Raw genomic sequence first — 26400 nt, 5'->3', positions numbered from 1 at the left:
CCCGGGGGGCGCCCGCCCCTTCGATCATCTGACCGCATTCTCCCGGTCCGTCCCGGTCCAGGGCTCGTCGCTTCGTACCGAAATTGGTCTGGACCGGATCCGAAACCGCCGAGCGGCAAAGAAGTGCCCAAGAACGTGGGAGGCTTGGCACATGGCGCAGATCAACCCCAGCATCCTGTCCGCGGACTTCGCCCGGCTCGCCGAGGAGGCGAAGGCCGTCGAGGGCGCCGACTGGCTGCACGTCGACGTGATGGACAACCACTTCGTCCCCAACCTGACGCTGGGGGTGCCGATCGTCGAGTCGCTCTCCCGGGCGACGGGGACGCCGCTCGACTGCCACCTCATGATCGAGGACCCCGACCGCTGGGCACCCCAGTACGTGGAGGCGGGCGCCGGATCGGTGACCTTCCACGTCGAGGCCGCGGCCGCCCCCGTGCGGCTCGCGCGGGAGATCCGGGCCAAGGGCGCGCGGGCCTCGATGGCGCTCAAGCCGGCCACGCCGATCGAGCCGTACGAGGACCTGCTCCCCGAGCTCGACATGCTGCTGATCATGACGGTCGAGCCGGGCTTCGGCGGCCAGGCCTTCCTCGACATCATGCTGCCCAAGATCCGCCGCACCCGTGAGCTGATCTCGAAGCACGGTCTGGAGCTGTGGCTCCAGGTCGACGGCGGGGTCGCCGAATCCACCATCGAGCGGTGCGCCGAGGCCGGCGCCGACGTGTTCGTCGCCGGCTCGGCGGTCTACGGAGCGGCGGACCCGGCGGCCGCCGTCGCCTCGCTGCGGGCCCGCGCGGAGGCCGCGACGGCCTCCGCCGCGTGGGCGTGTGGCCACTGAGCCTCCGCCGGATGAACGCGGTCCGTCGGGCCGCCGACAGGACTGATCAAGGCCCGCCGGATCTGACAGGATGAACGGCGAGTCCAGAGTGTGAACGACAGCCGTATGTGAACAGCGGTACGTGAACAGCAGTGAGGAGATCGCGGTGGCCGGTATGTCGGCGGGACGGTCAGCCCTGCGGATGGGCCCCGCGGAGCTGGTGCAGGCGGCGGCCATGGCGCGCCGCTTCTACCTGGAGGGCAAGTCCAAGATCCAGATCGCCGAGGAGTTCGGCGTGAGCCGCTTCAAGGTGGCGAGGGTCCTGGAGACCGCCCTGGAGCGCGACCTCGTACGCATCGAGATCCGCGTGCCGGCCGAGCTGGACGCCGAGCGCTCCGACGCGCTCCGCGCCCGCTACGGACTCCGCCACGCCGTCGTCGTCGAATCCCCCGCGGAGGGCGAGGACGAGTCGCCCGACCCGGAGAACCTCGGCGAGGTCGCGGCCGACCTGCTCGGCGAGCTGGTCACCGAGGGCGACGTCCTGGGCCTCGCCTGGGGCCGCTCCACCATCCACATGGCGGCGGCGCTCGACCGGCTGCCGCCCTGCACGGTCGTGCAGCTCACCGGCGTGTACGACGCCGGGACCGCCGAGCGCGGCTCGGTCGAGGCGGTACGGCGCGCCGCCCAGGTCTCCGGCGGCGAGGCGCACCCGATCTACGCGCCCATGCTGCTGCCGGACCCGGCGACCGCGGCGGCGCTGCGCAGCCAGACCGGCATCGCGCGGGCCTTCGAGTACTTCGACAAGGTGACGGTCGCCTGCGTCTCCATCGGCTCCTGGGAGCCCGGCATCTCGACCGTGCACGACATGCTCTCCGACGCGGAGCGCGCCCACTACGCCTCGCTGGGCGTCGCCGCCGAGATGTCCGCCCACCTCTTCGACGCCGAGGGCCGCCGCGTGGGCCGCGACCTCGGCGAGCGGTGCATCACCGTCGAGGCGGACCGGCTGCGCCGCATCCCCGAGGTCGTGGCGATCGCCGGCGGGCAGCGCAAGGCGGCGGCCATCGGGGCGGTCCTGCGCTCCGGGCTCGTCACCAGCCTGGTGACGGACCGCGCCGCCGCGGACTACCTCCTGACCGAGTCCAGCCCGGGCACGCACCCGGCGCTCGACCGGACGGACCCCGACGGCAGCTGAGCCGACGCCACGCGATTTCAGGGGCTGGAGCCATCCCGTAACGGTATGTTCGGGACATGTTGCTCCGGCCCCTTCGCGTACTCCTCGCGCTCGTCCTGTGCGTCTTCCTGGCCGGATGCTCCGCCGCGAGCGACACCGTCTCCACGGGGTCGACCGCCGCGGCCCCCGCGACCTCCGCACCGGCCGCCGACGCCACCGGGACCTCGGGGCTGCCCACCGTACGGGCCGCGGACCTGCCGTCCGAGGCACGCAGGACGCTCGGCCTCATCGCGCGCGGCGGCCCCTACCCGTACGCCAAGGACGGCGCCGTCTTCTCGAACTTCGAGCGGCTCCTGCCCCGCAAGGAACGCGGCTACTACCGCGAGTACACCGTGAAGACCCCCGGCGAGCGCGACCGCGGGGCGCGCCGGATCGTCACCGGGCGGGACGGCGAGATCTACTGGACCGACGACCACTACGAGAGCTTCCGGGAGGTGCTCGGATGAGACTCGCCGACGCCGTCGTCCTCGACCTGGCCGGCGTCACGGACAAGGCCGCCCTCATGGACCGGTGCGCCGTGGCCCTGGAGCTGCCCGCGTGGTTCGGCCGGAACTGGGACGCCCTCGCCGACTGCCTCACCGACCTCCCCGCGCCCGTCACCCTCGTCGTCACCGGCTGGCAGGGATACGCCAGAACGCGCCCCCGCGAGTGGCAGACCGCCCAGGACGTCTTCGCCACATCGGTCGACGAGCGCCCCGGTCACCTCACCGTCCTCCTCGCCCTGGGGGAGGGCTTCGTAGGATCCGACGAAGCTCCTCCCGCAAGCCTCGGATGAATCGCCCGGGGCTGGTATTCGTACTGACGTGGGACAATGAACTACGTGCTTTTTCCCCTGGCTGAAATGCCTAGGGGCCGATCCGAACGACTGGGATGTCAGCACGTGCGTTTCCTCAATGACGTCAAGCCGCCCTACGACCTGACGTACGACGATGTGTTCATGGTGCCGAGCCGCTCGGCCGTCGGTTCCCGCCAGGCGGTGGACCTCTCCTCGCCGGACGGAACCGGGACGACGATCCCGCTCGTCGTGGCCAACATGACCGCCATCGCCGGCCGTCGCATGGCCGAGACCGTCGCCCGACGCGGCGGCCTGGTCGTCATCCCCCAGGACATCCCGATCGAGGTCGTCACCGACGTCATCTCGTGGGTCAAGAGCCGCCACCACGTGCTCGACACCCCGATCGTCCTGGAGCCCCACCAGACCGTCGCCGACGCGCTCTCCCTGCTGCCGAAGCGGGCCCACGGCGCCGGCGTCGTCGTCGACGAGCACCGTCGCCCCATCGGTGTCGTCACCGACGCCGACCTGTCCGGCGTGGACCGCTTCACCCAGCTGTCCGAGGTCATGTCGAAGGACCTGCTCCTCCTCGACGCCGACATCGAGCCGCGCGAGGCGTTCAACACGCTGGACCACGCCAACCGCCGCTACGCCCCGGCCGTCGACAAGGACGGCAAGCTGGTCGGCATCCTCACCCGCAAGGGCGCCCTCCGCGCGACCCTGTACACCCCCGCCACCGACGCCGAGGGCAAGCTGCGCATCGCCGCCGCCGTCGGCATCAACGGCGACTTCGTGGGCAAGGCCAAGCAGCTCCTCGACGCGGGCGTGGACACGCTCGTCATCGACACGGCGCACGGCCACCAGGAATCGATGATCGCCGCGATCAAGGCCGTCCGGGCGCTCGACCCGCAGGTCCCGATCGTCGCGGGCAACATCGTCGCCGCCGAGGGCGTCAAGGACCTCATCGAGGCGGGCGCCGACATCATCAAGGTCGGCGTCGGACCCGGCGCCATGTGCACCACCCGCATGATGACCGGCGTCGGCCGGCCGCAGTTCTCCGCCGTCCTGGAGTGCGCCGCCGAGGCGAAGAAGTACGGCAAGCACGTCTGGGCCGACGGTGGCGTCCGGCACCCGCGCGATGTCGCCATGGCGCTCGCCGCCGGCGCGTCGAACGTGATGATCGGCTCCTGGTTCGCCGGGACGTACGAGTCCCCGGGCGACCTCCAGCAGGACGCCAACGGCCGGCTCTACAAGGAGTCGTTCGGCATGGCCTCCGCGCGCGCCGTCAAGAACCGCACGAGCGAGGAGTCCGCCTACGACCGCGCCCGCAAGGCGCTGTTCGAGGAGGGCATCTCCACCTCGCGCATGTTCCTCGACCCGACCCGTCCGGGCGTCGAGGACCTGATCGACTCGATCATCGCGGGCGTCCGCTCCTCCTGCACCTACGCCGGTGCGGGCTCGCTCGCCGAGTTCGAGGAGAAGTCCGTGGTCGGCATCCAGTCCGCCGCGGGCTACGCCGAGGGCAAGCCGCTGCACGCCAGCTGGAGCTAGCACCTGCCGTTTCGCCACGCCGTGGGCCCCTGGGACTCTTCCTGGGGGCCCACGGCGTTTTCTGGCCCGGTGCGGGGCGGCCCCCCCCGCTGCGGACCTCCGCCGTGCTGGGCGGCGCCCCGGCCCGTCGTGCCACCGGACCGGGGCCCCGGAATGCCCAGCCCCTCCGTTTCGGACCGCCGTCGTCCTGGGCAGCACCCCCCGTTGTGGGCATGCGTCCCGCCGGGGCGGGACGGGTGGGCACAACGGGACGGCGCCCCTTGCCGGGCCTAGGCTTCCGCGCCCTGACCCGCACCCCGTGTGCGGCGTACGGGGGGTGCGGTCCAGGCGCAGAAGGCGGAGGCGCCGCGAAGGGCGCCGTCCCGTGTGCCCACCCGTCCCGCCCAGCGGGACGATTGCCCACACGGGGGGTACCGGCCTGCGGGGCGCGGGCCAACGCGGGGGCCCTCACTGGGGCGGGTTCAAGGATCCCCGCAAGGTTTCCGCCACCGCCGTCGCGATTCTGGCGTGGCCCCGGTCGTTCGGGTGCAGGCCGTCCGCCAGGTGTTCCGGGCCCAGTAGGGAGCGGCCCGGGAGGAGCAGGAGGTGGGGGTCGCCCTCGGCCGCCAGGTCGTGGGCCGCGCGTTCCATGGCCCTGCGGAGCTCCGTGAGGGTGGCTCCCAGGGCGTTGCGGGTGTGTTCGGCCTCCGGGCGCAGGACGGGCGAGACGATCAGGAGCGGCGCGGCCGGGTGGCCCCGGCGGACCAGGCCGACGAAGGCCCGGACCGTCGCGTACAGCCAGTCGGCCGTCGCGGGCACCCGGGACCAGCAGTTCGTGCCGAAGGCGAGGGTGACCACCTCGCCCGGGAGCCGCGCGAGGTGCTCGGCCAGCGGGAGCTCGCCGCGCGCCCCGCCCGCGTACCCCAGATTGACCGGGTCGAGCCCGAGCAGCCGTCCCGCCGTGGCGGGCCAGGAGTGCGCGGGGCGGGTCGCCCACCAGCCCTCGGTGATCGAGTCGCCGTGGACGAGCCAGCGGGGCCGGGCCGGGGCGGGGGAGAGGCGGCCGCCGACGGCCCGCAGGGCGAGCGGGACCGGTGACTGGCCCTCCGGGAGGTGGACGGTGAAGACACCGCCGCACGGGGGCAGCGGGAGGCTGACCGTGCCCTCCGGCGCGGGGACGGCGCAGGTCTCGCCGACGAGCCGCCGGCCCTGCCAGAGCGCGAAGCAGTGGCGCAGGGCCGCGAGCGGGTCGTCCGGCTCCGGGACGGCCGCCCGGTAGCGCAGCTCCACCGCGCGCGTCCCGGGCTCCGCCGTGAACTCGACGCGTACGCCGATGGGCAGCGCGGCCCGCTCGGCGATGTCCCACGGGAGCCGTTCCAGATCGGTCGGGTCGGCCCGTACCGGCCGGTCCCCGTCGAGCCAGGCCGTGCCGCGCAGGAAGGGCGCCGGGGCGAGCCAGCCCACCGAGGCCTCCGATCGTGGGGTTGCCGGGGGCTCGCAGCGTGGGTCATCGGGCACGAGGAGTCAAGGCACGTGCACCCGCGCGTGCGGAGGCCCTCGGAGACACCCACCGGAGACCCCAATGTGCCGATTCATGCAGGGGCGCGCAATGTTTCCCCGCTTGTGCCGCGAGCGCGCAATGATCATCCGGCAGTGCGCAACAACCCTGCATTACGAGTGCGAACCACCTCCCCTTAGGCTCGTGCCCCGTACCAGGAGTGGCGGCGACCGCCTGCTCGGCGGTTCCCCTCCCCCCGTGGGCTTGCTTCGGCATGCCCGCGTGCCGCCGTGGTCGTCCCACCGCCTACAGGCAGCGATAAGGAGCCTCCGCAGTGCTGGACCACGGCGCAGCCCCACCGGTCGTCGAATCGACCACCCCCAAGACCTCCGCGCTCGGCGCACTCACCCGGCGCAAGCCGGTGGAACGCCTGGTCATGGAGGGTGGGCAGGGTGAGGGCGGCAGCCTCCGCCGCTCGCTCTCCATGTGGCAGCTGACCATGATCAGCATCGGTGCCACGCTCGGCACCGGCATCTTCGTCGTCCTCGGCGACGCCGTCCCGCAGGCCGGCCCGGCCGTCACCCTGGCCTTCGTGATCGCCGGTCTCACCGCGCTCTTCTCGGCCCTCTCGTACGCCGAGCTGGCCGGCACGATCCCGGTCGCCGGCTCGTCCTACTCGTACGCGTACGCAACGATGGGCGAACTCGTCGCCTGGGTCTGCGGCTGGTGCCTGGTCCTGGAGTACGGCGTCTCCGTCGCCGCCGTGGCCGTCGGCTGGGGCGAGTACGTCAACGAGCTCCTCGACGGCACCATCGGCGTCACCATCCCCGACGCGCTCTCCTCCGCGCCCGGCGAGGGCGGCATCATCAACCTGCCGGCCCTGATCGTCGTCCTGCTCGCGATGGTCTTCCTGCTCGGCGGCGCGAAGGAGTCGGCCCGCGCCAACACGATCATGGTCGTGGTGAAGATCGCCGCGCTCGTGCTCTTCTGCACCATCGGCTTCATGGGCTTCAAGTCCGGCAACTACTCGGACTTCATGCCGCTCGGCATGGCCGGGGTCAGCGCCGCCGGTGCCAGCCTCTTCTTCTCGTACATCGGCTTCGACGCCGCCTCCACCGCCGGTGAAGAGGCGAAGAACCCGCAGCGCGACCTGCCGCGGGCGATCATGCTCTCGCTGATCATCGTCACCGCCCTGTACGTCCTCGTCGCCGCCGTCGCCGTCGGCGCGTGGAACTGGAAGGACTTCGAGGGCTCCGAGGCCTCCCTCGCCGCGATCATGAACGACGTGAGCGGCCAGGCCTTCTGGGGCACGCTGCTCGCCGCCGGCGCCGTCATCTCCATCGCGAGCGTCGTCCTGACCGTCCTCTACGGCCAGACCCGCGTCCTCTTCGCCATGTCCCGCGACGGCCTCGTCCCGAAGGTCTTCGGCAAGGTCAGCCCCAAGACCGGCACCCCGCGGGTGAACACCGTGATCGTCTCGGTCTTCTGCGGTGTCCTCGCGGCGGCCATCCCGCTCGGCGAGCTCGTCGACGCCACCAGCATCGGCACCCTCTTCGCCTTCGCCCTGGTCAACATCGCGGTCGTCATCCTCCGCAAGACCCGCCCCGACATGAAGCGCACCTTCCGCGTCCCGCTCGGCTGGCTCTTCCCGGTCCTCGGCTTCGGCTTCTGCGTGTACAACATGCTCAGCCTCGGCGCCACCACCTGGACGGTCTTCGGTTGCTGGATGGCCGCCGGGCTCGTGTTCTACTTCCTGTACGGAATGCGCCGCTCCCGACTGGCCACCGCGGCGCCCGCAGAATCAGCGGCATCGACAGAGAAGTGATCCACCCGTAGTGCGACTCAACGACCTCGACGAACGCATCGTCCACGCCCTCGCGGAAGACGCCCGCCGCAGCTACGCCGACATCGGCTCGCTCGTCGGACTCTCCGCACCCGCCGTGAAACGGCGCGTGGACCGGCTCAGGGCCGAGGGCGCCATCACCGGATTCACCGTACGGGTGGACCCGGCGGCGCTCGGCTGGGAGACCGAGGGCTTCGTCGAGATCTACTGCCGCCACAACACCTCGCCGGACGACATCCGGCGAGGTCTGGAGCGGTACCCCGAGGTGGTGTCCGCGTCGACCGTCACCGGTGACGCGGACGCCGTCGTCCAGGTCTTCGCCTCGGACATGCGCCACTTCGAGCGCGTCCTGGAGCGGATCGCGGGCGAGCCCTTCGTGGAGCGCACCAAGTCCGTCCTGGTGCTCTCGCCGCTGCTGCGGCGCTTCTCCTCGGGCTCGCCCGCGTAGACCCGCGCGGTGTGGACTGTCGAGGCGGTGCGGGCCGTGGTTCCCGCACCGCCTCTTCGCCGCCCACCCCCGTGGGGCGGTCTACTCGGTCGGGTAGACGAACTCCCACGGCGTGACCTTGAAGTCGCCCGTCCCCTCCTTGACCTTCTCGAACGGCGCGCCGCTGAGGCACGGCTGCACCTTGTCCTTCTGCGGGTCGGCGGTCATCCAGGTGTAGCCGAGCCGGTCGCCGTTGGCGTCGTCGTGCACGGTGACCCCGACGCGCGCCTTCCGGAACTCCTTCACGTCGGTCTTGGTGACGACGCCGGACACGACGGCCACCTTGCCGCCCGTGGCCAGGCAGTCGACCTTCACCTCCGCGTAGCCGCCCCAGTCGCCCTTGTAGTGGCTGAAGCGGAACGTGCCGGTGGCCTTCTGCGGATCCTGCTGGTCCTTGTCGGCGAGATGGGCGTCGAAGGTGAAGGTGATGTCGTCACCGGCCGGCCGGTACAGCTTCGCGGTGCCGGTCAGCGCGGCGGCCTCCTTGACGGTGGCCGTGGCGGCGGCCGGGGCGGGAGCGTCGTCCGCCGAGGCGGCGGCGATGCCCCCGGCTCCCAGGGTGAGCAGGACGGCGGCGGCGACGGCGACGGTCTTGGTACGGCGGTTCATGGCTTTCCCGGTCCTCTCGGCAGGTCGTCCGGCAGGTCTTCCGGACGAGGACAACTCTTCCGCGCGGACCGCGCCGGGACGTCGGGCCGCAGAACGGTCCTCGTCTCCGCCGTGCGGCGGGGAGCCCTACGACCCCGGGCGGAGCCGTACGCAACGAATCGCCGCCGCCCGGGGCGATCGCGCAACGGTTCGTTGGTCGGTCCGCAACGCTGCCGTCTTGTCCCGACGGAGTGCGAAACCGTACCGTTTTTGACGTCTTCCCCCTGTACTTCGACCCCCCGAGGATCACGCATGCCCGCGCTGCGCACCGCCCTGCTCCAGAGCTCCGGCGAGCTCGGTGACGTGGCCGCCAACCTCAAGATCCTCGACGAGGCCGCCGCCCGCGCCGCAGCCGCCGGAGCGGGCGTGCTGCTCGCCCCCGAGCTGTTCCTCACCGGCTACGCCATCGGCGCCGACATCGCGCGCCTGGCCGAGCCGGCCGACGGCCCCTCCGCCCGCGCCGTCGCGGCGATCGCCGTGCGCCACGGCCTCGCCGTCGGCTACGGCTACCCGGAGCGGGACACCGAGCGCCACGGGGTCCTCTACAACTCCGCGCAGCTCATCGGCGCCGACGGCGCCCCGCTCGCGCACTACCGCAAGACCCACCTCTTCGGCGACTTCGAGCTGCAGTGGTTCACCGCCGGCGACCAGGCCGTCGTCCAGACGGAGATCGACGGCATCACCGTCGGCATGATGATCTGCTACGACGTCGAGTTCCCCGAGAACGTACGGGCGCACGCGCTGGCCGGTACGGACCTCCTCCTCGTACCGACGGCGCTGATGCACCCCGCCGAGATCGTGCCCCTGTCCGTGGTGCCGGTCCGTGCCTTCGAGAACCAGCTCTACATCGCGTACGCCAACCGGACCGGCCCCGAGGGCGCCTTCGAGTTCGTCGGCCTCTCCGCCCTCGCCGGCCCCGACGGCACCGCCCGGGCCCGGGCCGGGCGCGGTGAGGACCTCGTCATCGGCGACGTCGACCCCGACTTCCTGGCGGCCTCCCGCGCAGAGAACCCCTACCTCCGCGACCGGCGCCCGGGCCTCTACGGCCCCCTCGTCTGAGCCGCCGGCCCTCCGCCTTCCCGACCTGCCTCACCTTTCCGCGCAAGGAGTCCGTACCCCATGACGTCCACGGTGCCCACGACCGCCGTCCCCCACAGCGACGGCCAGCCGCCCATCACCATGTTCGGCCCGGACTTCCCGTACGCGTACGACGACTTCCTGGCCCACCCGGCGGGGCTCGGCCAGATACCGGCCACCGAGCACGGCACCGAGGTCGCCGTGATCGGCGGCGGCCTCTCGGGGATCATCGCCGCGTACGAGCTGATGAAGATGGGCCTCAAGCCCGTCGTCTACGAGGCCGACCAGATCGGCGGCCGCCTGCGCACCGTGGGCTTCGAGGGCACCGCCACCGAGGGCCTCACCGCGGAGATGGGCGCGATGCGCTTCCCGCCGTCCTCGACGGCGCTCCAGCACTACATCGACCTCGTCGGCCTGGAGACCACGCCCTTCCCGAACCCGCTGGCCGAGTCGACCCCGTCGACCGTCGTCGACCTCAAGGGCGAGTCGCACTACGCCACCACCGTCGACGACCTCCCGCAGGTCTACCGCGACGTGATGAACGCGTGGAACGCCTGTCTGGACGAGGGCGCCGACTTCTCCGACATGAACCAGGCCATGCGCGAGCGCGACGTCCCGCGCATCCGCGAGATCTGGTCGAAGCTCGTCGAGAAGCTCGACAACCAGACCTTCTACGGCTTCCTCTGCGAGTCGGAGTCCTTCAAGTCCTTCCGGCACCGCGAGATCTTCGGCCAGGTCGGCTTCGGCACCGGCGGCTGGGACACCGACTTCCCCAACTCCATCCTGGAGATCCTCCGCGTCGTCTACACCGAGGCGGACGACCACCACCGGGGCATCGTGGGCGGCTCGCAGCAGCTGCCGCTGCGCCTGTGGGAGCGCGAGCCGCAGAAGATCGTCCACTGGGCGCCGGGCACCTCGCTCAGCTCCCTGCACGAGGGCGCCCCGAAGCCGGCCGTGACCCGGCTGAACCGCACCGCCGGCAACCGGATCACCGTCACCGACGCCTCCGGCGACATCCGTACGTACCAAGCGGCGATCTTCACCGCCCAGTCCTGGATGCTGCTCTCCAAGATCGCCTGTGACGACTCGCTCTTCCCGATCGACCACTGGACGGCGATCGAGCGCACCCACTACATGGAGTCCTCGAAGCTCTTCGTGCCCGTGGACCGGCCGTTCTGGCTGGACAAGGACGAGGAGACCGGCCGCGACGTCATGTCGATGACGCTGACCGACCGGATGACCCGCGGCACGTACCTCCTGGACGACGGCCCGGACAAGCCGGCCACCATCTGCCTCTCGTACACCTGGTGCGACGACAGCCTTAAGTGGCTGCCGCTCTCCGCCAACGAGCGGATGGAGGTCATGCTGAAGTCGCTCGGCGAGATCTACCCGAAGGTCGACATCCGGAAGCACATCATCGGCAACCCGGTGACGGTCTCCTGGGAGAACGAGCCGTACTTCATGGGCGCCTTCAAGGCGAACCTGCCGGGCCACTACCGCTACCAGCGCCGCCTGTTCACGCACTTCATGCAGGACCGGCTGCCCGAGGACAAGCGGGGCATCTTCCTCGCCGGCGACGACATCTCCTGGACGGCCGGCTGGGCCGAGGGCGCGGTGCAGACGGCGCTCAACGCGGTGTGGGGCGTGATGCACCACTTCGGCGGCGGCACCGACGCCACCAACCCGGGCCCGGGCGACGTCTACGAGGAGATCGCCCCGGTCGAGCTGCCGGAGGACTGATCCGCCGGAGGACCCGTCCCCGAGAAGGCCACGCGGGTCACGGCCTGGTGAGCGGCGTGAGCAGCATCCGCCCCACCAGGCCCACCGACCGGTCGAGGCGTTCCGTGAACTCCCCGGCCAGCTCCGGCAGCCCGCGCAGCTGCCAGAGCGAGCGAGCCGCCAGCCAGGCCCCGTCGCGGGCCCGGTCCAGGCTCCAGCAGCCGAGCAGATGCGTCAGCGGGTCCGCGATCTCCAGGAGGTCCGGGCCCGGCATCAGTTCCTCCCTGATGCGCTCCTCCAGGAGGACGAGGATGTCGCCGACCCGGTCGAACTCGTCCTCCAGATCGACGGGCGCGCACTCCAGGATCCGGCAGGAGTCGACCACCGCGAGCGCCAGGTCGTGGCCGACGTGGGCGTTGATCCCGGCGAGCGCGAACTGGAGCGGGCGTACGCCGGGGTGGCGCCGGTAGCGGAAGAGCGGACGCCAGCAGGCGGGCGCCGGGCCGCCGGTGGCGACGGTGTCGACCGCCGCGAGGTAGCGCTCGGCGAAGCGCACGTCGAGGGTGGCGGCGGCCCGGCGGTCGGCGAAGGTGCCCGCCTCGATGGCGTGGCGGATCTCCTCGGTGACCGTCAGATAGACCCGGTTGAAGACGGCGACGCCGTCGGCCGGATGCCAGGTGGAGCGGAGCGTCCGCATCCGGTCCACCACGGGGTCGACCGCCAGGAACTGCCCGAGGTCCTGCCGGATGTCCTGCGTGAGGTCCTGCCCGATCTGCTGGGTCTGCGCCATGGGGGCAGGCTCCCAGCCGCCGGGCCCGGAGGGAACTCCCACGGGCCCGGCTTACCCAGAACGGGCGAATCACTCAGTTCTTCGGAGCGGGCTCCTCGCTCGGGGTGCTCTCGTACGAGCTCGTGCCCGAGTCGAGGAGCGGTTCCTGCTCCTTGAGGTGGGCCGGGGCGAAGGCCCGCAGCACGTGGTAGCCGGTGATGACGACGATGGTGCCGAGCGCGATGCCGCCCAGCTCGAAGGTGTCGGTGAAAGTGAGCTTCACGCCGCCGACGCCGATGATGATGCCGGCGGCGGCCGGGACCAGGTTGAGCGGGTTGCGCAGGTCGACCTTGGCGTTGATCCAGATCTGGGCGCCGAGCAGGCCGATCATGCCGTAGAGGATCACGGTGATGCCGCCGAGGACCCCGCCGGGGATGGCGGCGACGATCGCGCCGAACTTCGGGCAGAGGCCGAAGAGGAGCGCGAAGCCGGCCGCGGCCCAATAGGCGGCGGTGGAGTAGACGCGGGTCGCGGCCATGACGCCGATGTTCTCGGAGTACGTGGTGTTCGGCGGGCCGCCGACGGCCGTGGACAGCATCGAGGCGGCGCCGTCGGCGGCGATCGCGGTGCCGAGCTTGTCGTCCAGGTTGTCGCCGGTCATCTCGCCGACGGCCTTGACGTGGCCGGCGTTCTCGGCGATCAGCGCGATGACGACGGGCAGCGCGACCAGGATCGCGGACCACTCGAAGCTGGGTCCGTGGAAGGACGGCAGTCCGATCCAGTCGGCCTTCGACACGCCGGAGAGGTCCAGCCGCCAGTGGTCGGTGATCTGACCGCTCGGGGACATCGAGTGGATCTTGCCGAAGACGAGGTCGAAGATCCAGGAGATGGCGTAGCCGAAGATCAGGCCGAGGAAGATCGCGATCCGCGACCAGAAGCCGCGCAGACAGACCACGGCCAGACCCGTGAACAGCATGACGAGCAGTGCCGTCCACTGGTCCTGCGGCCAGTACGTCGACGCGGTGACCGGGGCCAGGTTGAAGCCGATCAGCATGACGACGGCGCCGGTCACGATCGGGGGCATCGCCGCGTGGATGATCCGCGCGCCGAACTTCCGTACCGCGAGGCCCGCGAGGAAGAGCACCCCGCCGACGACGAGGATCGCGCCGGTCACGGTCGCGCTGGTGCCGCCCGAGGCCCGGATCGCGGCGGCGACGCCGACGAAGGAGAGCGAGCAGCCCAGGTAGGACGGGACGGTGCCGCGGGTCGCGAGGAGGAAGATCGCGGTCGCGACACCGGACATCATGATCGCGAGGTTCGGGTCCAGACCCATCAGTACCGGGGCTACGAAGGACGCCCCGAACATGGCGACGACGTGCTGGGCGCCGAGGCCGGCGGTGCGAGGCCAGGAGAGCCGCTCGTCCGGCCGGACGACGGCCCCGGGAGCGGGTGTTCTCCCGTCGCCGTGCAGAGTCCAGCGCACGCCGAGGTTCATGAGGTCGCTCCCGTTCCGAGGTTCCGGCGGCCGTGTCGCGACCGCAAAAGATCAGCCACATGGTATGCGCCGCGGCCTGCCGGAGTCGTTCGTCCGCCCCTCGGCGGCGGTTACGCGACCGGGCCGGAGCTCTTCGCGGGGGCGCCGTCCGCCTTGGCCGCCGCCTTCGTCCCGCGCGCGCCCGGCCTGAGGACGCCCGCGCCGAGCACGAGACCCAGTGCCAGCAGGGTGACCAGGCCGAACGAGAAGACCAGGGAGGTCGCGTCGGCGATGCCGCCGATCGCCGAGGGGGCGATGAGACCCGAGGTGTACGTGATGGTGGCGACGCCCGCGATGGCCTGGCTGGGGTTCGGGCCGCTGCGGGCCGCGGCGGCGAAGGCGAGCGGGACGACGACCGCGACGCCGAGCCCGATGAGACCGAAACCGGCCATCGCGACGGCGGCGTGCGGGGCGAGGACGACCAGGAGCCCGCCGAGGGTGGCGACGGCGCCGCCGACCCGTACCGTACGGACCGCGCCGAAGCGGTCCACGACGCGGTCGCCGGCCAGTCGTGCCACGGCCATCGTCAGCGCGAAGGCGGTCGTCGACGCGGCCGCGAGCCCGGCCGAGCTGCCCAGCTCGTCCCGGAGGTAGACGGCCGACCAGTCGAGACTGGCGCCCTCCGCGAACACCGCGCAGAAGCCGATGGCGCCGATGATCAGCGCGGCCTTCGGCGGCAGCGAGAACCGCGGCGGCGCCTCCTCGTCCTCGGTGCTGTGGACGTCGAGGACGCCCTGGCAGCAGATCAGGCCGAGCGCGGTGAGGGCGAGGGCCGCGATCAGGTGGTGGGTTCGGGCGTCGCCGCCGATGTGGGCGGCGACCGTGCCGGCGGCCGAGCCGAGCAGCGCGCCCACGCTCCACATGCCGTGCAGGCTCGACATGATGGACTTGTCGAGCCGGTTCTCGGTCTCGACGCCGAGCGCGTTCATCGCCACGTCCGACATGCCCGCGGTCGCGCCGTACACGAAGAGCGCGCCGCAGAGCCCCCAGATGTTCGGGGCCAGTGAGGGCAGCGTCAGCGAGAGCGTCCACAGGGCGAGCAGGCCGCGCAGGGCCGTGCGGGCGCCGAAGCGGTGGCTGATGGCACCGGCCAGCGGCATCGCGAGGGAGGCGCCGAGTGCCGGGAAGGCGAGCGCGAGCCCGAGCTGTCCGGCGCTGACGCCCGCGTGCTCCTGGATCCACGGGATGCGGGTCGCGAAGCTGCCGGTCACCGCGCCGTGGACGCAGAAGACCGCGGCGACGGCGAAGCGTGCCCGCCGCAGCCGCTCGGTGCTGAAGACGGTCTGCGCCGCCATGTGCCCTCCCGGGGTCGTGGTGTGGGCGTAAACTATCAGGGACCCTGCCTGATAAATAGTCCGCAGGGAGAGACCGCACGGGAATCGAGTCTGAGAGGATCGCCGCATGGCCGCATCCCCGAGCACCGCCCGAGCCATCAACGACCGGCTCGCCCTGCGACTGCTCCAGGACGAGGGACCGTTGACGGCCACTCAGCTCAAGACGCTCACCGGACTCTCCCGCCCCACCGTCGCCGACCTCGTCGAGCGGCTCCGGGAGTCCGGGCTCGTCCATGTCGTGGGGGAGTCCGGGGCGGAACGCCGCGGACCCAACGCCAAGCTGTACGGGATCGTCGCCGACCGCGCGCACCTCGCCGCGCTCGACGTGCGCACCCGCTCCGTCTCCGTGGTCGTCACCGACCTCCTCGGCACCACCCTCGCCGAGGCCTCCGCGACCGTCGGCGACGACAGCGGCACGGGCCCGGCCGTCGACACGGCGGTCACGCTCCTGGAGCGCACCGCGAAGGAGGCAGGCGCCGACCGGCTGCACACCGTCGCCGTCGGCGCCCCCGGCCTCATCGACCCGGCCACGGGCGAACTGCGCGACTCCTCGGGACTGCCCGCCTGGCACCGCAGGCTCGTCGGCGTCCTCCAGGAACGCCTGCCGGCCCGGGTCCTCGTCGAGAACGAGACCAACCTCGCCGCCTTCGCCGAACTACGGGAGGGCGCGGCCCGCGACCGCGAGGACTTCGTCCTCCTCTGGCTCGGCCAGGGCGTCGGCGCCGCCGTCGTCCTCGACGGCAGACTGCGCCGCGGGGCCTCCGGCGGCGCGGGCGAGATCGGCTTCCTGCCGGTGCCGGGCACGTCCGGGCTCCCCTCGGCCACCGGCTGCGACGGCGGATTCCACGAACTGGCCTGCACGGCAGCGGTCGAGGCCCTCGCCGCCGAGCACGGCCTCGACCCGTCATCGGCGCTCGCCGACGGCCCCTTCCTCGACGCCCTGGCCGGGCGGCTGGCCGTCGGCGCGGCAGCGGTCGCCTCCGTCCTCGACCCCGGCTGCGTGGTCCTCGGCGGGGAGACCGGCCACCAGGGCGGCACCGCGCTCGCCGCCCGCGTCGAATCGGCGGTCGCGGCCCTCTCCCCGCTGCGTACGGAGGTCCGCCCGACCACCCTGGGCGACACGGCCGTGCTGCGCGGCGCCCTCCTCCTCGCCCGCGACGCGGCGCAGGACGTGCTCTTCGGCTCGCCGCCGGAGCGTGTCTAGAAGACCTCGGGCCGGGTCACGGGCCGGCCCAGTCGAAGGGGATGTGCTTGCTGGAGCGGCCGTCCCAGTTCCACTGGAAGCCGAAGGCGTCGGCGCGGTCGGCCGTTGCCCGGCCCCAGGTCACGACCTGACCCGGTCCGGTCTCCGCCCCGGGGAGGTTCGTCGACTGCACGCGCGCACCCTCCGGCGTCGTCGGCCCCGTGAGGGCTTCCCCGCTCGCCTCGACCCGGCCGGGCACGGACGCCCGCCAGCTCGACAGGTCGTCCGCCACCTCGAACTCGATCGGGGCGAAGTCCATGCCGCGCATCTCCGCGCCGAACATCTCCCCGAACTGCGCGGGCCAGCTGCCCGCCTGACCGCCGAAGATCATCTGCAGCGCCCCGCGCTGCGCCTCGTCGGCGCGCTCGTCGAGGAAGACCGCCGCGTAGGCGTCGGTGTGTTCATGGGCCCACACGTTGCCGACGAAGGAACCGAGCATCAGCACGTTGAGGCCGTCCAGCGGTACGTCGCCGTAGCGTCCGTCGCGGATGTGCCACACCAGGACCCCGTCGCACCGGTCGTACGTGGGCGCCTGGGCGAAGGAGCAGGGGCACGGCACGTCGCACCGGCAGGTGTCGAACCAGTCTCCCGCGGTGTGCCACCGCGGGACGGTCGCCGTCGTCTCGGACATCACGCCGCCTCCTCGGAGGGGGTCCCCACCTCCGATTTTCCTCCCCCGTCCCGTCCGATGCCAGAGCACGGGCGGACAGCTGTCGCGCCCCCGCGGCCACTGTGCTGAGCTGGAGGGGTGAGGCTCGACCGGAAGACCCTCGCGCCGCCCCTGAGAACGGCGAACCTGCTGTCGGCGAGGGACCTCGCGCTCGCCTGGTCCCTGATGGCGACGCTCGCGGTGCTCGCCTGGGTCCTGGTGGTCGCCCAGGCCCGCGACATGGGGATCGAGCCCGGCACGATGGGCATGGGCGTCCCGCTGTTCCTGCTGCTGTGGCTGATCATGATGATCGCCATGATGTTCCCGTCCGTGGCACCGGTGGCCCTCACCTGGGCCCGGTCCATCGGCCGCCGGTCGACCGGCATCGCGCGAGCCTCCCGCCTGACCCAGTTCGTCGGCGGCTACCTGCTGGCCTGGACGGCCTTCGGCCTCCTGGCGTACGGGCTCCTCGCCCTGACCGGCACCCTGGTCGCGGACCACCCCGACGCCGGGCGCTGGATCGGCGCCTCCGCGTTCCTGCTCGCCGGGCTGCACCAGTTCGGCCCGCTGAAGACGGCCTGCCTCCTGCACTGCCGCAGCCCCATGGGCACCCTCGTGCGGTACGCCGGATTCAAGCCCTGGGCCCGGGACCTGCGGGTCGGGCTGCACCACGGCCTGTACTGCGTCGGCTGCTGCTGGGGACTGATGATCGTCCTCGTCCCGCTCGGCGTCATGAACGTCCTCGCGATGGCGGTGCTGGCCGGGGTGATCTTCGTCGAGAAGCTGTGGCGGCTCGGCCCGGTCTTCTCGGTCGTCGTCGGCGTTGCCTTCCTGGCCCTCGCCGTCCTGTCCCTGTTCCAGAGCTGGCCGCTGCCGGGCCTGGAGGAACCGGCGACGCCGATGACGGAGACGGATATGGACATGGCCTGGTGAGCGCCCGGGCTACGGAGCGAACCGGCGCGCCAGGAACTCGTCGAACGTCACCCGGCCCACCGCCCGGTCCGGCGCCAGGTGCTCGCCGCGCCGCAGCCCCCGGTAGGCGCGTCCGGGCAGCGGCACCTCCACGAGGCGGCGCCGCCGGCCGCTCGCGCGCAGATAGGACCCGGCCAGCTCGGCGAAGGTGCGGATCTCGGGGCCGGCCATGTCCTCGACCCGGCCGACGGGAGGCCCCGCGGCCAGCTCGGCGAGGCGCGCGGCCGCCTCCGTCACCTCCAGCGGCTGGTCCCGCACGTCCTTGGGCAGCAGCATCACGGGCGGTTTGGCGAGGCCCTGGAGCAGCCGGAGGATCAGGTCGTGGAACTGGGTGGTGCGCAGCAGGGTCCAGCCGAGGCCCGAGCCCTGGATCATGCGCTCCACGGCGTACTTGGTGCGGTAGTAGCCGAGCGGCACCCGGTCGACGCCGACGATCGAGATGTACAGCAGGTGGGGCACCTCGGCCCGCCGCGCGGCCTCGATCAGGACGCGGGCGGCGTCCCGGTCGCCGCGCAGGATGTTGCTGCAGTGGACGACCGCGTCCACCCCGGCGACCGCCCGGTCGAGCAGGGGGCCGCCCTGCCGAAGGTCGACCGCGTACGGAGGCGAGTGCCTGCTGAGGACCCGCACCTCGTGACCGCCCGCACGCAGCCGTTCGACGACGGGCCGGCCGAGGGTTCCCGTGCCGCCGGTGACCAGGATCGTGCTCATGTCTCCAGCCTGACCGCCCTCGACCCGGTCCGCACACGCGGAGCGCCGCGCCCCGGACAGGGGGGCGCGGCGCTGTGGGAGCCCGGCGGCGGCAAGGGCCGTGAGATTCCGCCGCCGGGGGTCTTTCCGAGGTGGTACGTCGGTGGGTCGGGCACTCAGCAGGCGCCGAGGTCCTTCCAGACGCCCCAGTCGCCGGTCGTGCCCGGCGTCTCGTTCTGGGTCCACCACTGGGCCTTGTACTTGCGGCCGTTGTGGGAGACCTCGTTGCCCGCGTTGTAGATCGTGCCGCCGCAGCCCGTGGGCGGCGTCGTCGGAGGCGTGGTCGGGGGAGTCGTCGGCGGGGTCGTCGGCGGGGTGGTGGGAGGCGTGGTCGGCGGGGTGGTCGGCGGCGTGGTGGAGCCGGGCTCCACGACCGTCGTGCCGCGCGCCAGGTCACCGGCGAGGGCGTACGTCGTGCCGTTGATGTTCACCGTCCAGTTGGAGGGGGTGGACACCGGCAGGTAGTAGTTGAACGCCAGGTCGACCGAGGCGCCGGGGGCCAGCGACTGCCAGGCCGGGAGCTTCAGGGAGACGCGGTGGAAGTCGCCCTTCAGGCCGCCCACGTTGCCGCCCGTGTGGTCGCTGCTGATGACCTTCGTGCCGAAGCCCGACTGGTCGGAGGCGTTGCTCGGCGCCGAGGTGCCGTAGTCGAACTGGAACTCCGTGCCGCCCGGCAGCGCCGTCGCGGTGTTGTTGGTGATCTTGATCTTCGGGGTGATCGGGTAGTTCGAGTCGCCCAGCTTGAACTCGGTGAACTGGGTGTCGATCTTCACGGCCTGCGTCGGCAGCGCCTTGTTGGACTTCTTCGCGCCGTACGGGGTGGCCGCCTTGAACTTGTCGTACATCAGCGAGGTGAGCGTGGAGCCCATCTCGTACTGGCCCTTCGTGGCGTTCCAGGCGTAGTCGCCGGCCATCTCCCAGACCATGGTGCCGCCGATGCCGCGGTCGACCACGTAGTCGGCCTTGGCGGCCACGGACTGCTCGTCCTCGGTGGAGAGGAAGACCTTCTTCTCGGCGTTCCACAGCCACGGCGCGACCAGGGTCGAGTCGTACTTGCGGGCGTAGGTGCCGGTCAGGGTGGTGTTCGCCGGGAAGCCGTACTGCGTGACGTAGTCGCCGACGATCCCCTTCTCGAGGTTCTTGGCGTGCCACATCGGGTTGGAGCCGGCGGGCGACTCCTTGCCCGCGGTGTCCTTGTCGTGCCACAGGTTGTCGATGCCGACGGCACCGTCACCGCACTTGGTCAGACCGGCGCCGGCCGGGCAGGTGCTCGCGGAGGCCTTGCCCCACAGGCCGTCGGTGCCGCCCTGGACGTTCTTGTGGCCGCGGGTGTAGTAGGGCAGGCCGATGTTGATGCGGCCGGCCGGCATGGAGCCGCGGAAGTAGTGGTAGGCCCAGTCGGTGTTGAGGTACCCGATGTTGCCGTACTGCGCCGAGCCGTAGACGTTGGCGGCGGCGAGCTCGCCGTCCTTGCCGTCGTCGAAGAGCGAGGCGTTGGGGCCGACGTACTCGTTCCAGGCGCCGTGCAGGTCGTAGGACATGATGTTGACGTAGTCCAGATACTTCTGCATCTGGAAGGTCTCCATGCCGCGCAGCAGGTAGCCGGAGGAGGGGGCGGCGACGGTCAGCAGGTAGTGCTTGCCGTCGGCGGCGCCGGCCGCGTCCAGCTTCTCGCGCAGGGACTTCATGAGGGCCGCGTAGCCCTGCACGAGCCCGGCGCGGCGCGCGTTCGCGAGCTGCCAGTCGAGCGGGTTGCCGGCGTCCTTCATCGTGGTCGGGTACTCGTAGTCGATGTCGACGCCGTTGAACCCGTACTTGCGGATGAAGTCGACGGACGAGGCCGCGAAGGTGTCGATCCCGGCCTGGTTGACCGAACCGTCGGCGTTGGTGGCCATCGAGTAGAAGCCGCCGGAGTTCACCCGGTCGCCGTTGTCCGCGAAGTAGCCGCCGGTCTCCGCCCAGCCGCCGACCGAGATCAGCGTCTTGACGTTCGGGTGCTGCTTCTTGAACTTGTTGAGCAGGTTGAAGTGCCCCTTGTACGCGTAGGCCGGGTCCATCTCGGCACCCGCGACACCGGGCCAGGTCATCCCGGTGGCGGCGTTGTTCGGACCGTCCGTACCCACGGAGAGCTTGTTGTCGCTGCCGATGTGGCCGAAGGCGTAGTTGATGTGGGTGATCTTCTCCCACGGGATGTCCTTGGCGAGGTACGCGGGCTCGCCGTTCTTGCCGGTACGCCAGCCGGTGAAGTAGCCGATGACGCGGCGCTGGTGGTCCGCGCCCATCTTCTCGCGGCCCTCGGTGTCGTAGACCGAGCAGTACGGGACGTCGACGCCCGGGGTCTTGTACAGCCCGTCGGGGCGACAGGACTCGTTGTCGGCGGCGTACGAGACGCCACCGGCGAGCGAGCTGAGCAGCAGCCCGGCGACGGCTGCGCCGGAGGAGAGCAGCGAGGCTCTTTTCGCGGTGGGGGACAACACGATCGGGTCCTCCTGGGGAGGTCATGGAACACAACGAACAAGGGGGTGGGTCGTGTTGGGCCCGTGGAGTGCGCACGCCGCCGGGCCGTTCCTAGGAGGTGACACGGAGATTAAGAGGACTAGACCAGTGCGTCAATAGGTCTGGACCATCGAAGAGTTCTGTGGGACTCTGTGAGCCAGACCACAGGATCTCGGCCACATCGCTTCGCGCGGCTCGTGGCAGACTGGCCCTGTATCAGCAGCAGCGCACTCCGGGGTCGGTGTAATTCCGAACCGGCGGTATAGTCCGCGACCCGTCCGCAGCCAGCGGCCGGTTGACCAGGTGAAACTCCTGGACCGACGGTGAAAGTCCGGATGGGAGGCAGTGCGCGGCGGGCGACCCCTGTCAGGGGTGTGTCAGCCGTACGTCCGCTGGTCGCCGTATCGGAACCGATCGGCGTCCCCAGAGGACTCGGCCTCGGCGCACCCTGCGCGAGGCGTCTCACCCGCTCTCTGTCGTCATCGACAGCCCCGGAGTCCGTGCCCGAAGAGGCAGGAGGACCCGGTGGCCCAGCAGGCCGACATCACCGCCATGCGACGCGCCGTCGAGCTCGCCGCACGCGGTCTCGGCGCCACCAGCCCCAACCCGGTCGTCGGGTGCGTCATCACCGACGCCTCGGGCCACCAGGTCGGCGAAGGCTTCCACCAGCGCGCCGGCGGCCCGCACGCCGAGGTCCACGCCCTGCGCGAGGCCGGCGTCCTGGCCCGCGGCGGCACCGCGTACGTCACCCTCGAACCCTGCAACCACACCGGCCGCACCGGCCCCTGCGCCCAGGCCCTCGTCGAGGCCGGGATCAGCCGGGTCGTGTACGCGGTCGGCGACCCGAACCCGCAGGCCACGGGCGGTGCCGACACCCTCCGCGCCGCGGGCGTCGACGTCACGGGCGGCCTCCTGGAGGCCGAGGCCGAGGCGGTCAACATCGCCTGGCTCACCTCCGTGCGCCACGGCCGGCCCTTCGTCCGGTGGAAGTACGCCGCCACCCTCGACGGCCGGATCGCCGCCGCCGACGGCACCTCCCGCTGGATCACCTCCGCCGAGTCCCGCGCCGACGTCCACCGGCTGCGCGCCGAGTCCGACGCCGTCGTCGTCGGCTCCGGCACCGCCCGCGCCGACGACCCCCATCTGGCCGTACGGGGCGTCGAAGGCGCCGTACAGCCGCTGCGGGTGGTCGTCGACACCGAGGCGACCGCAGTGAAGCCCGGCGCCCGGATCCTCGACGACGCGGCCCCCACCCTGATCGCCGTCGCCGAGGACGCCGAGTCGGACCTGCCCGACGTCGTACGCCTCCCCAGGGCCGAGCGCGGCCTGTCCGTGCCCGCCCTCCTGGACGCCCTGCACGAGCGCGGCGTCCGCTCCGTCCTCCTCGAAGGCGGCCCCACCCTCGCGGGCGCCTTCGTCGCCGCGGGCGCAGTCGACCAGGTCGTCGGCTATCTCGCCCCGGTCCTCCTCGGCGCGGGCCCGCAGGCCCTCGCCGACGCAGGAATCGGCACCATCACCGAAGCGTTGCGGCTCGACGTCACCGAGACCGTCCGCATCGGCCCCGACATCCGCATCACCGCCACCCCCAAGGAGCGCTGACCGTGTTCACCGGAATCGTCGAAGAACTGGGCGAGGTCGTCGCCGTCGAGCAGCTGGAGGACGCCTCCCGCTTCCGACTGCGCGGCCCCCTGGTCACGGAAGGCGCCCAGCACGGCGACTCCATCGCCGTCAACGGTGTCTGTCTCACGGTCGTCGAGTTCGGCGACGGCGAGTTCACGGCCGACGTCATGGCCGAGACCCTCAAGCGGTCCAGCCTCGGCGCCCTCGCGGCCGGCTCGCGCGTCAACCTGGAGCGGCCCATGGCCGTGGGCGACCGCCTCGGCGGCCACATCGTCCAGGGACACGTCGACGGCACGGGCACGATCCTCGACCGGACCCCGTCCGAGCACTGGGAGCTCGTCAAGGTCGGCCTGCCCGCCCACCTCTCGCGCTACGTCGTCGAGAAGGGCTCGATCACGGTCGACGGCGTCAGCCTCACCGTCGTCGAGGTCACCGACGACTGGTTCACCATCAGCCTCATCCCCACCACCCTCGCCCTGACCACGCTCGGCATCAAGCAGAGCGGCGACCCGGTCAACCTCGAAGTGGACGTCATCGCCAAGTACGTCGAGCGGCTGCTCGGCCCGAACGCCCAGGAGACCGGCAAGTGAACTGGCTCAACTCCGAGGCGTTCACCGTCCTCGACCAGCACATCATGTGGTCCGACATGATCGGCAACATATTCGGGCTCGTCGCCCTCGCCCTCGGCTGGCGCCGCAACGTCTGGACCTGGCCCGTGCAGTTCCTCGCCGGCCTCATCCTCTTCGGCGCCTTCTACGGCCACCTCGCCGGCAGCGCCGGCAAGCAGGCCGTCGTCGTGGTCGTGGCGCTCTACGGCTGGTGGCAGTGGCAGCGCGGCAAGGGGCAGGACAAGGGCGGTGACCTCACGGTGCGCTTCGCCACCTGGCGCGAGCGCGTCGCCATGATCGCCGCAGCCGCCGTCGGCACCGTCGCGGTGGCCCTGCTCTTCGAGGCCTTCCCGAAGCTGTCCTGGGACCCGTGGCCCGACGCCTACATCTTCGTCGGCACCATCGTGGCCATGTACGCCCAGGCCCGGGGCATGGTCGAGTTCTGGTTCGCCTGGCTGCTCGTCGACCTCGTCGGCGTCCCGCTGAACTTCGCCAACGGCTACGCCTTCTCCGGCTTCGTCTACGTCGTCTACGGCGCGCTCGTCCTGTGGGGCATGCGCGACTGGTGGCTGCGCTCCCGCAGCACCACCGTCCTGGAAGGAGCCCACGCATGAGCACGCATCCCCTCTGGGACGCCACCGACCTCGCCCTCGACCCCGTCGAGCAGGCCATCCGTGACATCGCCGCAGGCCGCCCCGTCGTCGTCGTCGACGACGAGGACCGCGAGAACGAGGGCGACCTCGTCATCGCCGCCGAGAAGGCGACCCCCGAGATCGTCGCCTTCATGATGAGCGAGTGCCGCGGCCTGATCTGCGCGCCCATGGAGGACGACGAGCTGGAGCGCCTCCAGCTCCCGCAGATGGTCGAGCACAACACCGAGTCGATGCGGACGGCCTTCACCGTCTCCGTCGACGCGTCCCCCGCGCACGGCGTCACCACCGGCATCTCCGCCGCCGACCGCGCCACCACCCTGCGGATGCTGGCGAGCGGCAGCCACGAGCCCACCGACTTCGTCCGCCCCGGCCACGTCTTCCCGCTGCGCGCCAAGGCCGGCGGCGTCCTCGCCCGCAACGGCCACACCGAGGCCGCCGTCGACCTCGCCCGCCTCGCGGGCCTCCGCCCGGCCGGCGCGATCGTCGAGATCGCCGGTGAGGACGGCGTCATGCTGCGCCTGCCCGAGCTGGTGCCCTTCGCCCGCAAGCACGGCCTCACGATCATCTCCATCGAGGACCTGATCGCCTACCGGCGCTCCGCCGAGCCGACCGTCCGCCGCGAGGCCGAGGTCCGGCTCCCCACCGCGCACGGCGACTTCACCGCGTACGGCTACCGCTCCACCGTCGACGGCGTCGAGCACGTCGCCCTCGTCCACGGCGAGATCGGCGACGGCGAGGACCTGCTCGTCCGGGTCCACTCCGAGTGCCTGACCGGCGACATCTTCCACTCGCTGCGCTGCGACTGCGGCCCCCAGCTCCAGGCCTCCATGGACCGCATCCAGGAAGCCGGCCGCGGTGTCGTCGTCTACCTGCGCGGTCACGAGGGCCGCGGCATCGGCCTGCTTTCCAAGCTCCGCGCGTACGAGCTCCAGGAGCAGGGCCGCGACACCCTCGACGCCAACCTGGAGCTCGGGCTGCCCGCCGACGCCCGCGACTACGCGGCCGGCGCCCAGATCCTCGTCGACCTCGGCGTCCGCGGCCTGCGCCTGATGACCAACAACCCCGACAAGATCGAGGCCCTGACCCGCTACGGCCTCAGGGTCGAGGGCCGCGAGCCCATGCCGGTCCAGGCCGGCGAGCACAACCTCCGCTACCTGCGCACCAAGCGGGACCGGATGGGCCACGACCTGCCCTGGCTGGACGGCTCCCCGGCCTCCACCTGCGGCAACCAGTAATCACGTACGTACGACCGGCTAGGAGAATCAATGAGCGGCAAGGGCGCACCCGTCCTCAGCGTGAAGAACTGCGGCGACCTGCGGGTCGCGGTCATCGCGGCCCAGTGGCACGAGAAGATCATGGACGGCCTCGTCGACGGCGCCCTGCGCGCCCTGAGCGAGCTCGGCATCGACGAGCCGACCCTCCTGCGCGTCCCCGGCAGCTTCGAGCTCCCGGTCGTGGCGAAGGTCCTCGCCGGTCGCGGCTACGATGCCATCGTCGCGCTCGGAGTCGTCATCCGCGGCGGAACCCCGCACTTCGAGTACGTGTGCCAGGGCGTGACCCACGGCCTCACCCAGGTCTCGATCGACACCGGCGTACCCGTCGGATTCGGCGTCCTCACCGTCGACAACGAAGAGCAGGCCCTCGACCGGGCCGGCCTCGAAGGCTCCTCCGAGGACAAGGGCCACGAAGCGGTCACCGCCGCCGTCGCCACCGCCACCACGCTGCGCACGGTCAGCGAACCCTGGCGCTGAGTGGCGCACCCGCACCCCGTACCCTTAGGACCATCATGGCGAACAAAACCTTCGAAGAGCTCTTCGCCGAGCTCAAGCTCAAGGCCGAGACCGGCGACCCGGCCACCTCCCGCACCGCGGAACTGGTGGACAAGGGCGTCCATGCCATCGGCAAGAAGGTCGTCGAGGAGGCCGCAGAGGTCTGGATGGCCGCGGAGTACGAGGGCAAGGAAGCCGCCGCCGAGGAGATCTCGCAGCTGCTGTACCACGTCCAGGTGATGATGGTCGCGCGCGGGATCTCGCTCGACGACGTCTACGCCCATCTCTGAGCACGACCTCCGAGCAAGACCTCTGAGCAGGACCTCCGAGTACGACCTCTGAGCAGGACCTCCGAGTACGACCTCTGAGCAGGACCTCCGAGTA

Annotated in this window: 25 protein-coding genes and 1 riboswitch; of the genes, 17 read left to right on the top strand and 8 right to left on the bottom strand. The window is 71.6% G+C overall.

Features of this window, described 5'->3' with window-relative positions:
- Positions 1 to 151: 151 nt before the first annotated feature.
- From rpe to ASC82_RS20125, 5 genes are all read left to right on the top strand, one after another.
- The gene (gene rpe / locus ASC82_RS20145) at positions 152 to 835 is read left to right on the top strand and encodes a ribulose-phosphate 3-epimerase (RefSeq protein ID WP_056649876.1); all 684 of its coding nucleotides are present in this window, start codon (positions 152 to 154) and stop codon (positions 833 to 835) included.
- A gap of 121 nt (positions 836 to 956) precedes the next feature.
- Positions 957 to 2006: a sugar-binding domain-containing protein gene (locus tag ASC82_RS20140; RefSeq protein ID WP_185909493.1), complete on the top strand. Its 1050-nt coding sequence runs from the start codon at positions 957 to 959 to the stop codon at positions 2004 to 2006.
- Between the two features lie 56 nt (positions 2007 to 2062).
- On the top strand, positions 2063 to 2491 hold the full coding sequence (locus tag ASC82_RS20135) for a ribonuclease domain-containing protein (protein WP_056649873.1): 429 nt from the start codon (positions 2063 to 2065) through the stop codon (positions 2489 to 2491).
- Positions 2488 to 2820 (top strand): barstar family protein, encoded by a 333-nt coding sequence (locus ASC82_RS20130; RefSeq protein ID WP_056649868.1) that lies wholly within the window; start codon positions 2488 to 2490, stop codon positions 2818 to 2820. The genes ASC82_RS20135 and ASC82_RS20130 overlap by 4 nt, the downstream gene beginning before the upstream one ends.
- A gap of 105 nt (positions 2821 to 2925) precedes the next feature.
- The gene (locus ASC82_RS20125) at positions 2926 to 4368 is read left to right on the top strand and encodes a GuaB1 family IMP dehydrogenase-related protein (RefSeq protein WP_056649865.1); all 1443 of its coding nucleotides are present in this window, start codon (positions 2926 to 2928) and stop codon (positions 4366 to 4368) included.
- 447 nt (positions 4369 to 4815) lie between these two features.
- On the opposite strand, the gene ASC82_RS20120 is transcribed toward ASC82_RS20125, so the two are convergent.
- Entirely contained in the window at positions 4816 to 5811 is a 996-nt protein-coding gene (locus ASC82_RS20120) for a GDSL-type esterase/lipase family protein (RefSeq protein WP_056649862.1), read from the bottom strand.
- Between the two features lie 368 nt (positions 5812 to 6179).
- Between ASC82_RS20120 and ASC82_RS20115 the strand changes: the two genes are divergently transcribed.
- Entirely contained in the window at positions 6180 to 7670 is a 1491-nt protein-coding gene (locus ASC82_RS20115; RefSeq protein WP_056649859.1) for an amino acid permease, read from the top strand.
- A gap of 10 nt (positions 7671 to 7680) precedes the next feature.
- The gene (locus tag ASC82_RS20110; RefSeq protein WP_015032260.1) at positions 7681 to 8136 is read left to right on the top strand and encodes an Lrp/AsnC family transcriptional regulator; all 456 of its coding nucleotides are present in this window, start codon (positions 7681 to 7683) and stop codon (positions 8134 to 8136) included.
- An 81-nt stretch (positions 8137 to 8217) separates the two neighbouring features.
- Here the strand turns inward: ASC82_RS20110 and ASC82_RS20105 are convergent, their stop codons facing one another.
- Positions 8218 to 8784, bottom strand: a complete 567-nt coding sequence (locus tag ASC82_RS20105) for a hypothetical protein (RefSeq protein ID WP_056649856.1) — start codon at positions 8782 to 8784, stop codon at positions 8218 to 8220.
- A 291-nt stretch (positions 8785 to 9075) separates the two neighbouring features.
- On the opposite strand from ASC82_RS20105, the gene ASC82_RS20100 reads away from it, so the two are divergent.
- Together ASC82_RS20100 and ASC82_RS20095 are read left to right on the top strand one after the other, a co-directional pair.
- The gene (locus ASC82_RS20100) at positions 9076 to 9882 is read left to right on the top strand and encodes a carbon-nitrogen hydrolase family protein (protein WP_056649852.1); all 807 of its coding nucleotides are present in this window, start codon (positions 9076 to 9078) and stop codon (positions 9880 to 9882) included.
- Positions 9883 to 9942: 60 nt separating this feature from the next.
- Entirely contained in the window at positions 9943 to 11640 is a 1698-nt protein-coding gene (locus ASC82_RS20095) for an NAD(P)/FAD-dependent oxidoreductase (protein ID WP_056649850.1), read from the top strand.
- Between the two features lie 37 nt (positions 11641 to 11677).
- Here the strand turns inward: ASC82_RS20095 and ASC82_RS20090 are convergent, their stop codons facing one another.
- The 3 genes from ASC82_RS20090 to ASC82_RS20080 form a co-directional block, all read right to left on the bottom strand.
- Positions 11678 to 12409, bottom strand: coding sequence for a DUF5995 family protein (locus ASC82_RS20090; RefSeq protein WP_277914792.1), 732 nt, complete (start codon positions 12407 to 12409; stop codon positions 11678 to 11680).
- Positions 12410 to 12482: 73 nt separating this feature from the next.
- The gene (locus tag ASC82_RS20085) at positions 12483 to 13883 is read right to left on the bottom strand and encodes a solute carrier family 23 protein (RefSeq protein WP_056649847.1); all 1401 of its coding nucleotides are present in this window, start codon (positions 13881 to 13883) and stop codon (positions 12483 to 12485) included.
- 110 nt (positions 13884 to 13993) lie between these two features.
- Complete coding sequence (locus tag ASC82_RS20080; protein ID WP_056649844.1) at positions 13994 to 15217, bottom strand: MFS transporter; 1224 nt, start codon at positions 15215 to 15217, stop codon at positions 13994 to 13996.
- A gap of 106 nt (positions 15218 to 15323) precedes the next feature.
- On the opposite strand from ASC82_RS20080, the gene ASC82_RS20075 reads away from it, so the two are divergent.
- Complete coding sequence (locus ASC82_RS20075; RefSeq protein ID WP_056649841.1) at positions 15324 to 16460, top strand: ROK family transcriptional regulator; 1137 nt, start codon at positions 15324 to 15326, stop codon at positions 16458 to 16460.
- A 16-nt stretch (positions 16461 to 16476) separates the two neighbouring features.
- Here the strand turns inward: ASC82_RS20075 and ASC82_RS20070 are convergent, their stop codons facing one another.
- Positions 16477 to 17130 (bottom strand): DUF1326 domain-containing protein, encoded by a 654-nt coding sequence (locus tag ASC82_RS20070; RefSeq protein WP_056649838.1) that lies wholly within the window; start codon positions 17128 to 17130, stop codon positions 16477 to 16479.
- A gap of 117 nt (positions 17131 to 17247) precedes the next feature.
- On the opposite strand from ASC82_RS20070, the gene ASC82_RS20065 reads away from it, so the two are divergent.
- Positions 17248 to 18081, top strand: coding sequence for a DUF2182 domain-containing protein (locus tag ASC82_RS20065; protein WP_056649834.1), 834 nt, complete (start codon positions 17248 to 17250; stop codon positions 18079 to 18081).
- A gap of 9 nt (positions 18082 to 18090) precedes the next feature.
- On the opposite strand, the gene ASC82_RS20060 is transcribed toward ASC82_RS20065, so the two are convergent.
- Together ASC82_RS20060 and ASC82_RS20055 are read right to left on the bottom strand one after the other, a co-directional pair.
- Positions 18091 to 18831 carry an SDR family oxidoreductase gene (locus tag ASC82_RS20060; RefSeq protein ID WP_056649830.1) on the bottom strand — a complete coding sequence of 247 codons (741 nt, stop codon included), beginning with the start codon at positions 18829 to 18831 and terminating at the stop codon, positions 18091 to 18093.
- A 155-nt stretch (positions 18832 to 18986) separates the two neighbouring features.
- Positions 18987 to 21347 carry a chitinase C-terminal domain-containing protein gene (locus ASC82_RS20055; protein WP_056649824.1) on the bottom strand — a complete coding sequence of 787 codons (2361 nt, stop codon included), beginning with the start codon at positions 21345 to 21347 and terminating at the stop codon, positions 18987 to 18989.
- A gap of 242 nt (positions 21348 to 21589) precedes the next feature.
- Positions 21590 to 21719, top strand: a riboswitch (FMN riboswitch).
- Positions 21720 to 21891: 172 nt separating this feature from the next.
- On the opposite strand from ASC82_RS20055, the gene ribD reads away from it, so the two are divergent.
- Genes ribD through ASC82_RS20025 form a run of 6 tightly spaced genes read left to right on the top strand, consistent with a single transcriptional unit; the run spans position 21892 to position 26306 of the window.
- Positions 21892 to 22965, top strand: coding sequence for a bifunctional diaminohydroxyphosphoribosylaminopyrimidine deaminase/5-amino-6-(5-phosphoribosylamino)uracil reductase RibD (gene ribD, locus ASC82_RS20050; protein ID WP_056649821.1), 1074 nt, complete (start codon positions 21892 to 21894; stop codon positions 22963 to 22965).
- A gap of 2 nt (positions 22966 to 22967) precedes the next feature.
- Positions 22968 to 23576 (top strand): riboflavin synthase, encoded by a 609-nt coding sequence (locus ASC82_RS20045; RefSeq protein ID WP_056649818.1) that lies wholly within the window; start codon positions 22968 to 22970, stop codon positions 23574 to 23576.
- Complete coding sequence (locus ASC82_RS20040; RefSeq protein ID WP_056649817.1) at positions 23573 to 24208, top strand: nicotinamide mononucleotide transporter family protein; 636 nt, start codon at positions 23573 to 23575, stop codon at positions 24206 to 24208. The genes ASC82_RS20045 and ASC82_RS20040 overlap by 4 nt, the downstream gene beginning before the upstream one ends.
- Positions 24205 to 25482, top strand: coding sequence for a bifunctional 3,4-dihydroxy-2-butanone-4-phosphate synthase/GTP cyclohydrolase II (locus tag ASC82_RS20035; RefSeq protein ID WP_056649814.1), 1278 nt, complete (start codon positions 24205 to 24207; stop codon positions 25480 to 25482). The genes ASC82_RS20040 and ASC82_RS20035 overlap by 4 nt, the downstream gene beginning before the upstream one ends.
- A gap of 30 nt (positions 25483 to 25512) precedes the next feature.
- Positions 25513 to 25998, top strand: coding sequence for a 6,7-dimethyl-8-ribityllumazine synthase (ribH, locus tag ASC82_RS20030; RefSeq protein WP_024760819.1), 486 nt, complete (start codon positions 25513 to 25515; stop codon positions 25996 to 25998).
- A gap of 35 nt (positions 25999 to 26033) precedes the next feature.
- The gene (locus ASC82_RS20025; RefSeq protein ID WP_030551960.1) at positions 26034 to 26306 is read left to right on the top strand and encodes a phosphoribosyl-ATP diphosphatase; all 273 of its coding nucleotides are present in this window, start codon (positions 26034 to 26036) and stop codon (positions 26304 to 26306) included.
- The last annotated feature ends 94 nt before the right edge of the window (positions 26307 to 26400 follow it).

The sequence above is a fragment of the Streptomyces sp. Root431 genome (assembly GCF_001426585.1).
Taxonomy (GTDB): Bacteria; Actinomycetota; Actinomycetes; order Streptomycetales; family Streptomycetaceae; genus Streptomyces; species Streptomyces stackebrandtii.
This window is presented reverse-complemented; position numbering and strand designations above follow the sequence as displayed.

What these genes read in the sequence shown, in the direction of transcription:
- rpe (WP_056649876.1), top strand. Translation starts at nt 152, where the DNA reads ATGGCGCAGATCAACCCCAGCATCCTGTCCGCGGACTTCGCCCGGCTC.
- ASC82_RS20135 (WP_056649873.1), top strand. Translation starts at nt 2,063, where the DNA reads ATGTTGCTCCGGCCCCTTCGCGTACTCCTCGCGCTCGTCCTGTGCGTC.
- ASC82_RS20130 (WP_056649868.1), top strand. Translation starts at nt 2,488, where the DNA reads ATGAGACTCGCCGACGCCGTCGTCCTCGACCTGGCCGGCGTCACGGAC.
- ASC82_RS20105 (WP_056649856.1), bottom strand. Translation starts at nt 8,784, where the DNA reads ATGAACCGCCGTACCAAGACCGTCGCCGTCGCCGCCGCCGTCCTGCTC.
- ASC82_RS20100 (WP_056649852.1), top strand. Translation starts at nt 9,076, where the DNA reads ATGCCCGCGCTGCGCACCGCCCTGCTCCAGAGCTCCGGCGAGCTCGGT.
- ASC82_RS20095 (WP_056649850.1), top strand. Translation starts at nt 9,943, where the DNA reads ATGACGTCCACGGTGCCCACGACCGCCGTCCCCCACAGCGACGGCCAG.
- ASC82_RS20090 (WP_277914792.1), bottom strand. Translation starts at nt 12,409, where the DNA reads ATGGCGCAGACCCAGCAGATCGGGCAGGACCTCACGCAGGACATCCGG.
- ASC82_RS20085 (WP_056649847.1), bottom strand. Translation starts at nt 13,883, where the DNA reads ATGAACCTCGGCGTGCGCTGGACTCTGCACGGCGACGGGAGAACACCC.
- ASC82_RS20080 (WP_056649844.1), bottom strand. Translation starts at nt 15,217, where the DNA reads ATGGCGGCGCAGACCGTCTTCAGCACCGAGCGGCTGCGGCGGGCACGC.
- ASC82_RS20075 (WP_056649841.1), top strand. Translation starts at nt 15,324, where the DNA reads ATGGCCGCATCCCCGAGCACCGCCCGAGCCATCAACGACCGGCTCGCC.
- ASC82_RS20070 (WP_056649838.1), bottom strand. Translation starts at nt 17,130, where the DNA reads ATGTCCGAGACGACGGCGACCGTCCCGCGGTGGCACACCGCGGGAGAC.
- ASC82_RS20060 (WP_056649830.1), bottom strand. Translation starts at nt 18,831, where the DNA reads ATGAGCACGATCCTGGTCACCGGCGGCACGGGAACCCTCGGCCGGCCC.
- ASC82_RS20035 (WP_056649814.1), top strand. Translation starts at nt 24,205, where the DNA reads ATGAGCACGCATCCCCTCTGGGACGCCACCGACCTCGCCCTCGACCCC.
- ribH (WP_024760819.1), top strand. Translation starts at nt 25,513, where the DNA reads ATGAGCGGCAAGGGCGCACCCGTCCTCAGCGTGAAGAACTGCGGCGAC.
- ASC82_RS20025 (WP_030551960.1), top strand. Translation starts at nt 26,034, where the DNA reads ATGGCGAACAAAACCTTCGAAGAGCTCTTCGCCGAGCTCAAGCTCAAG.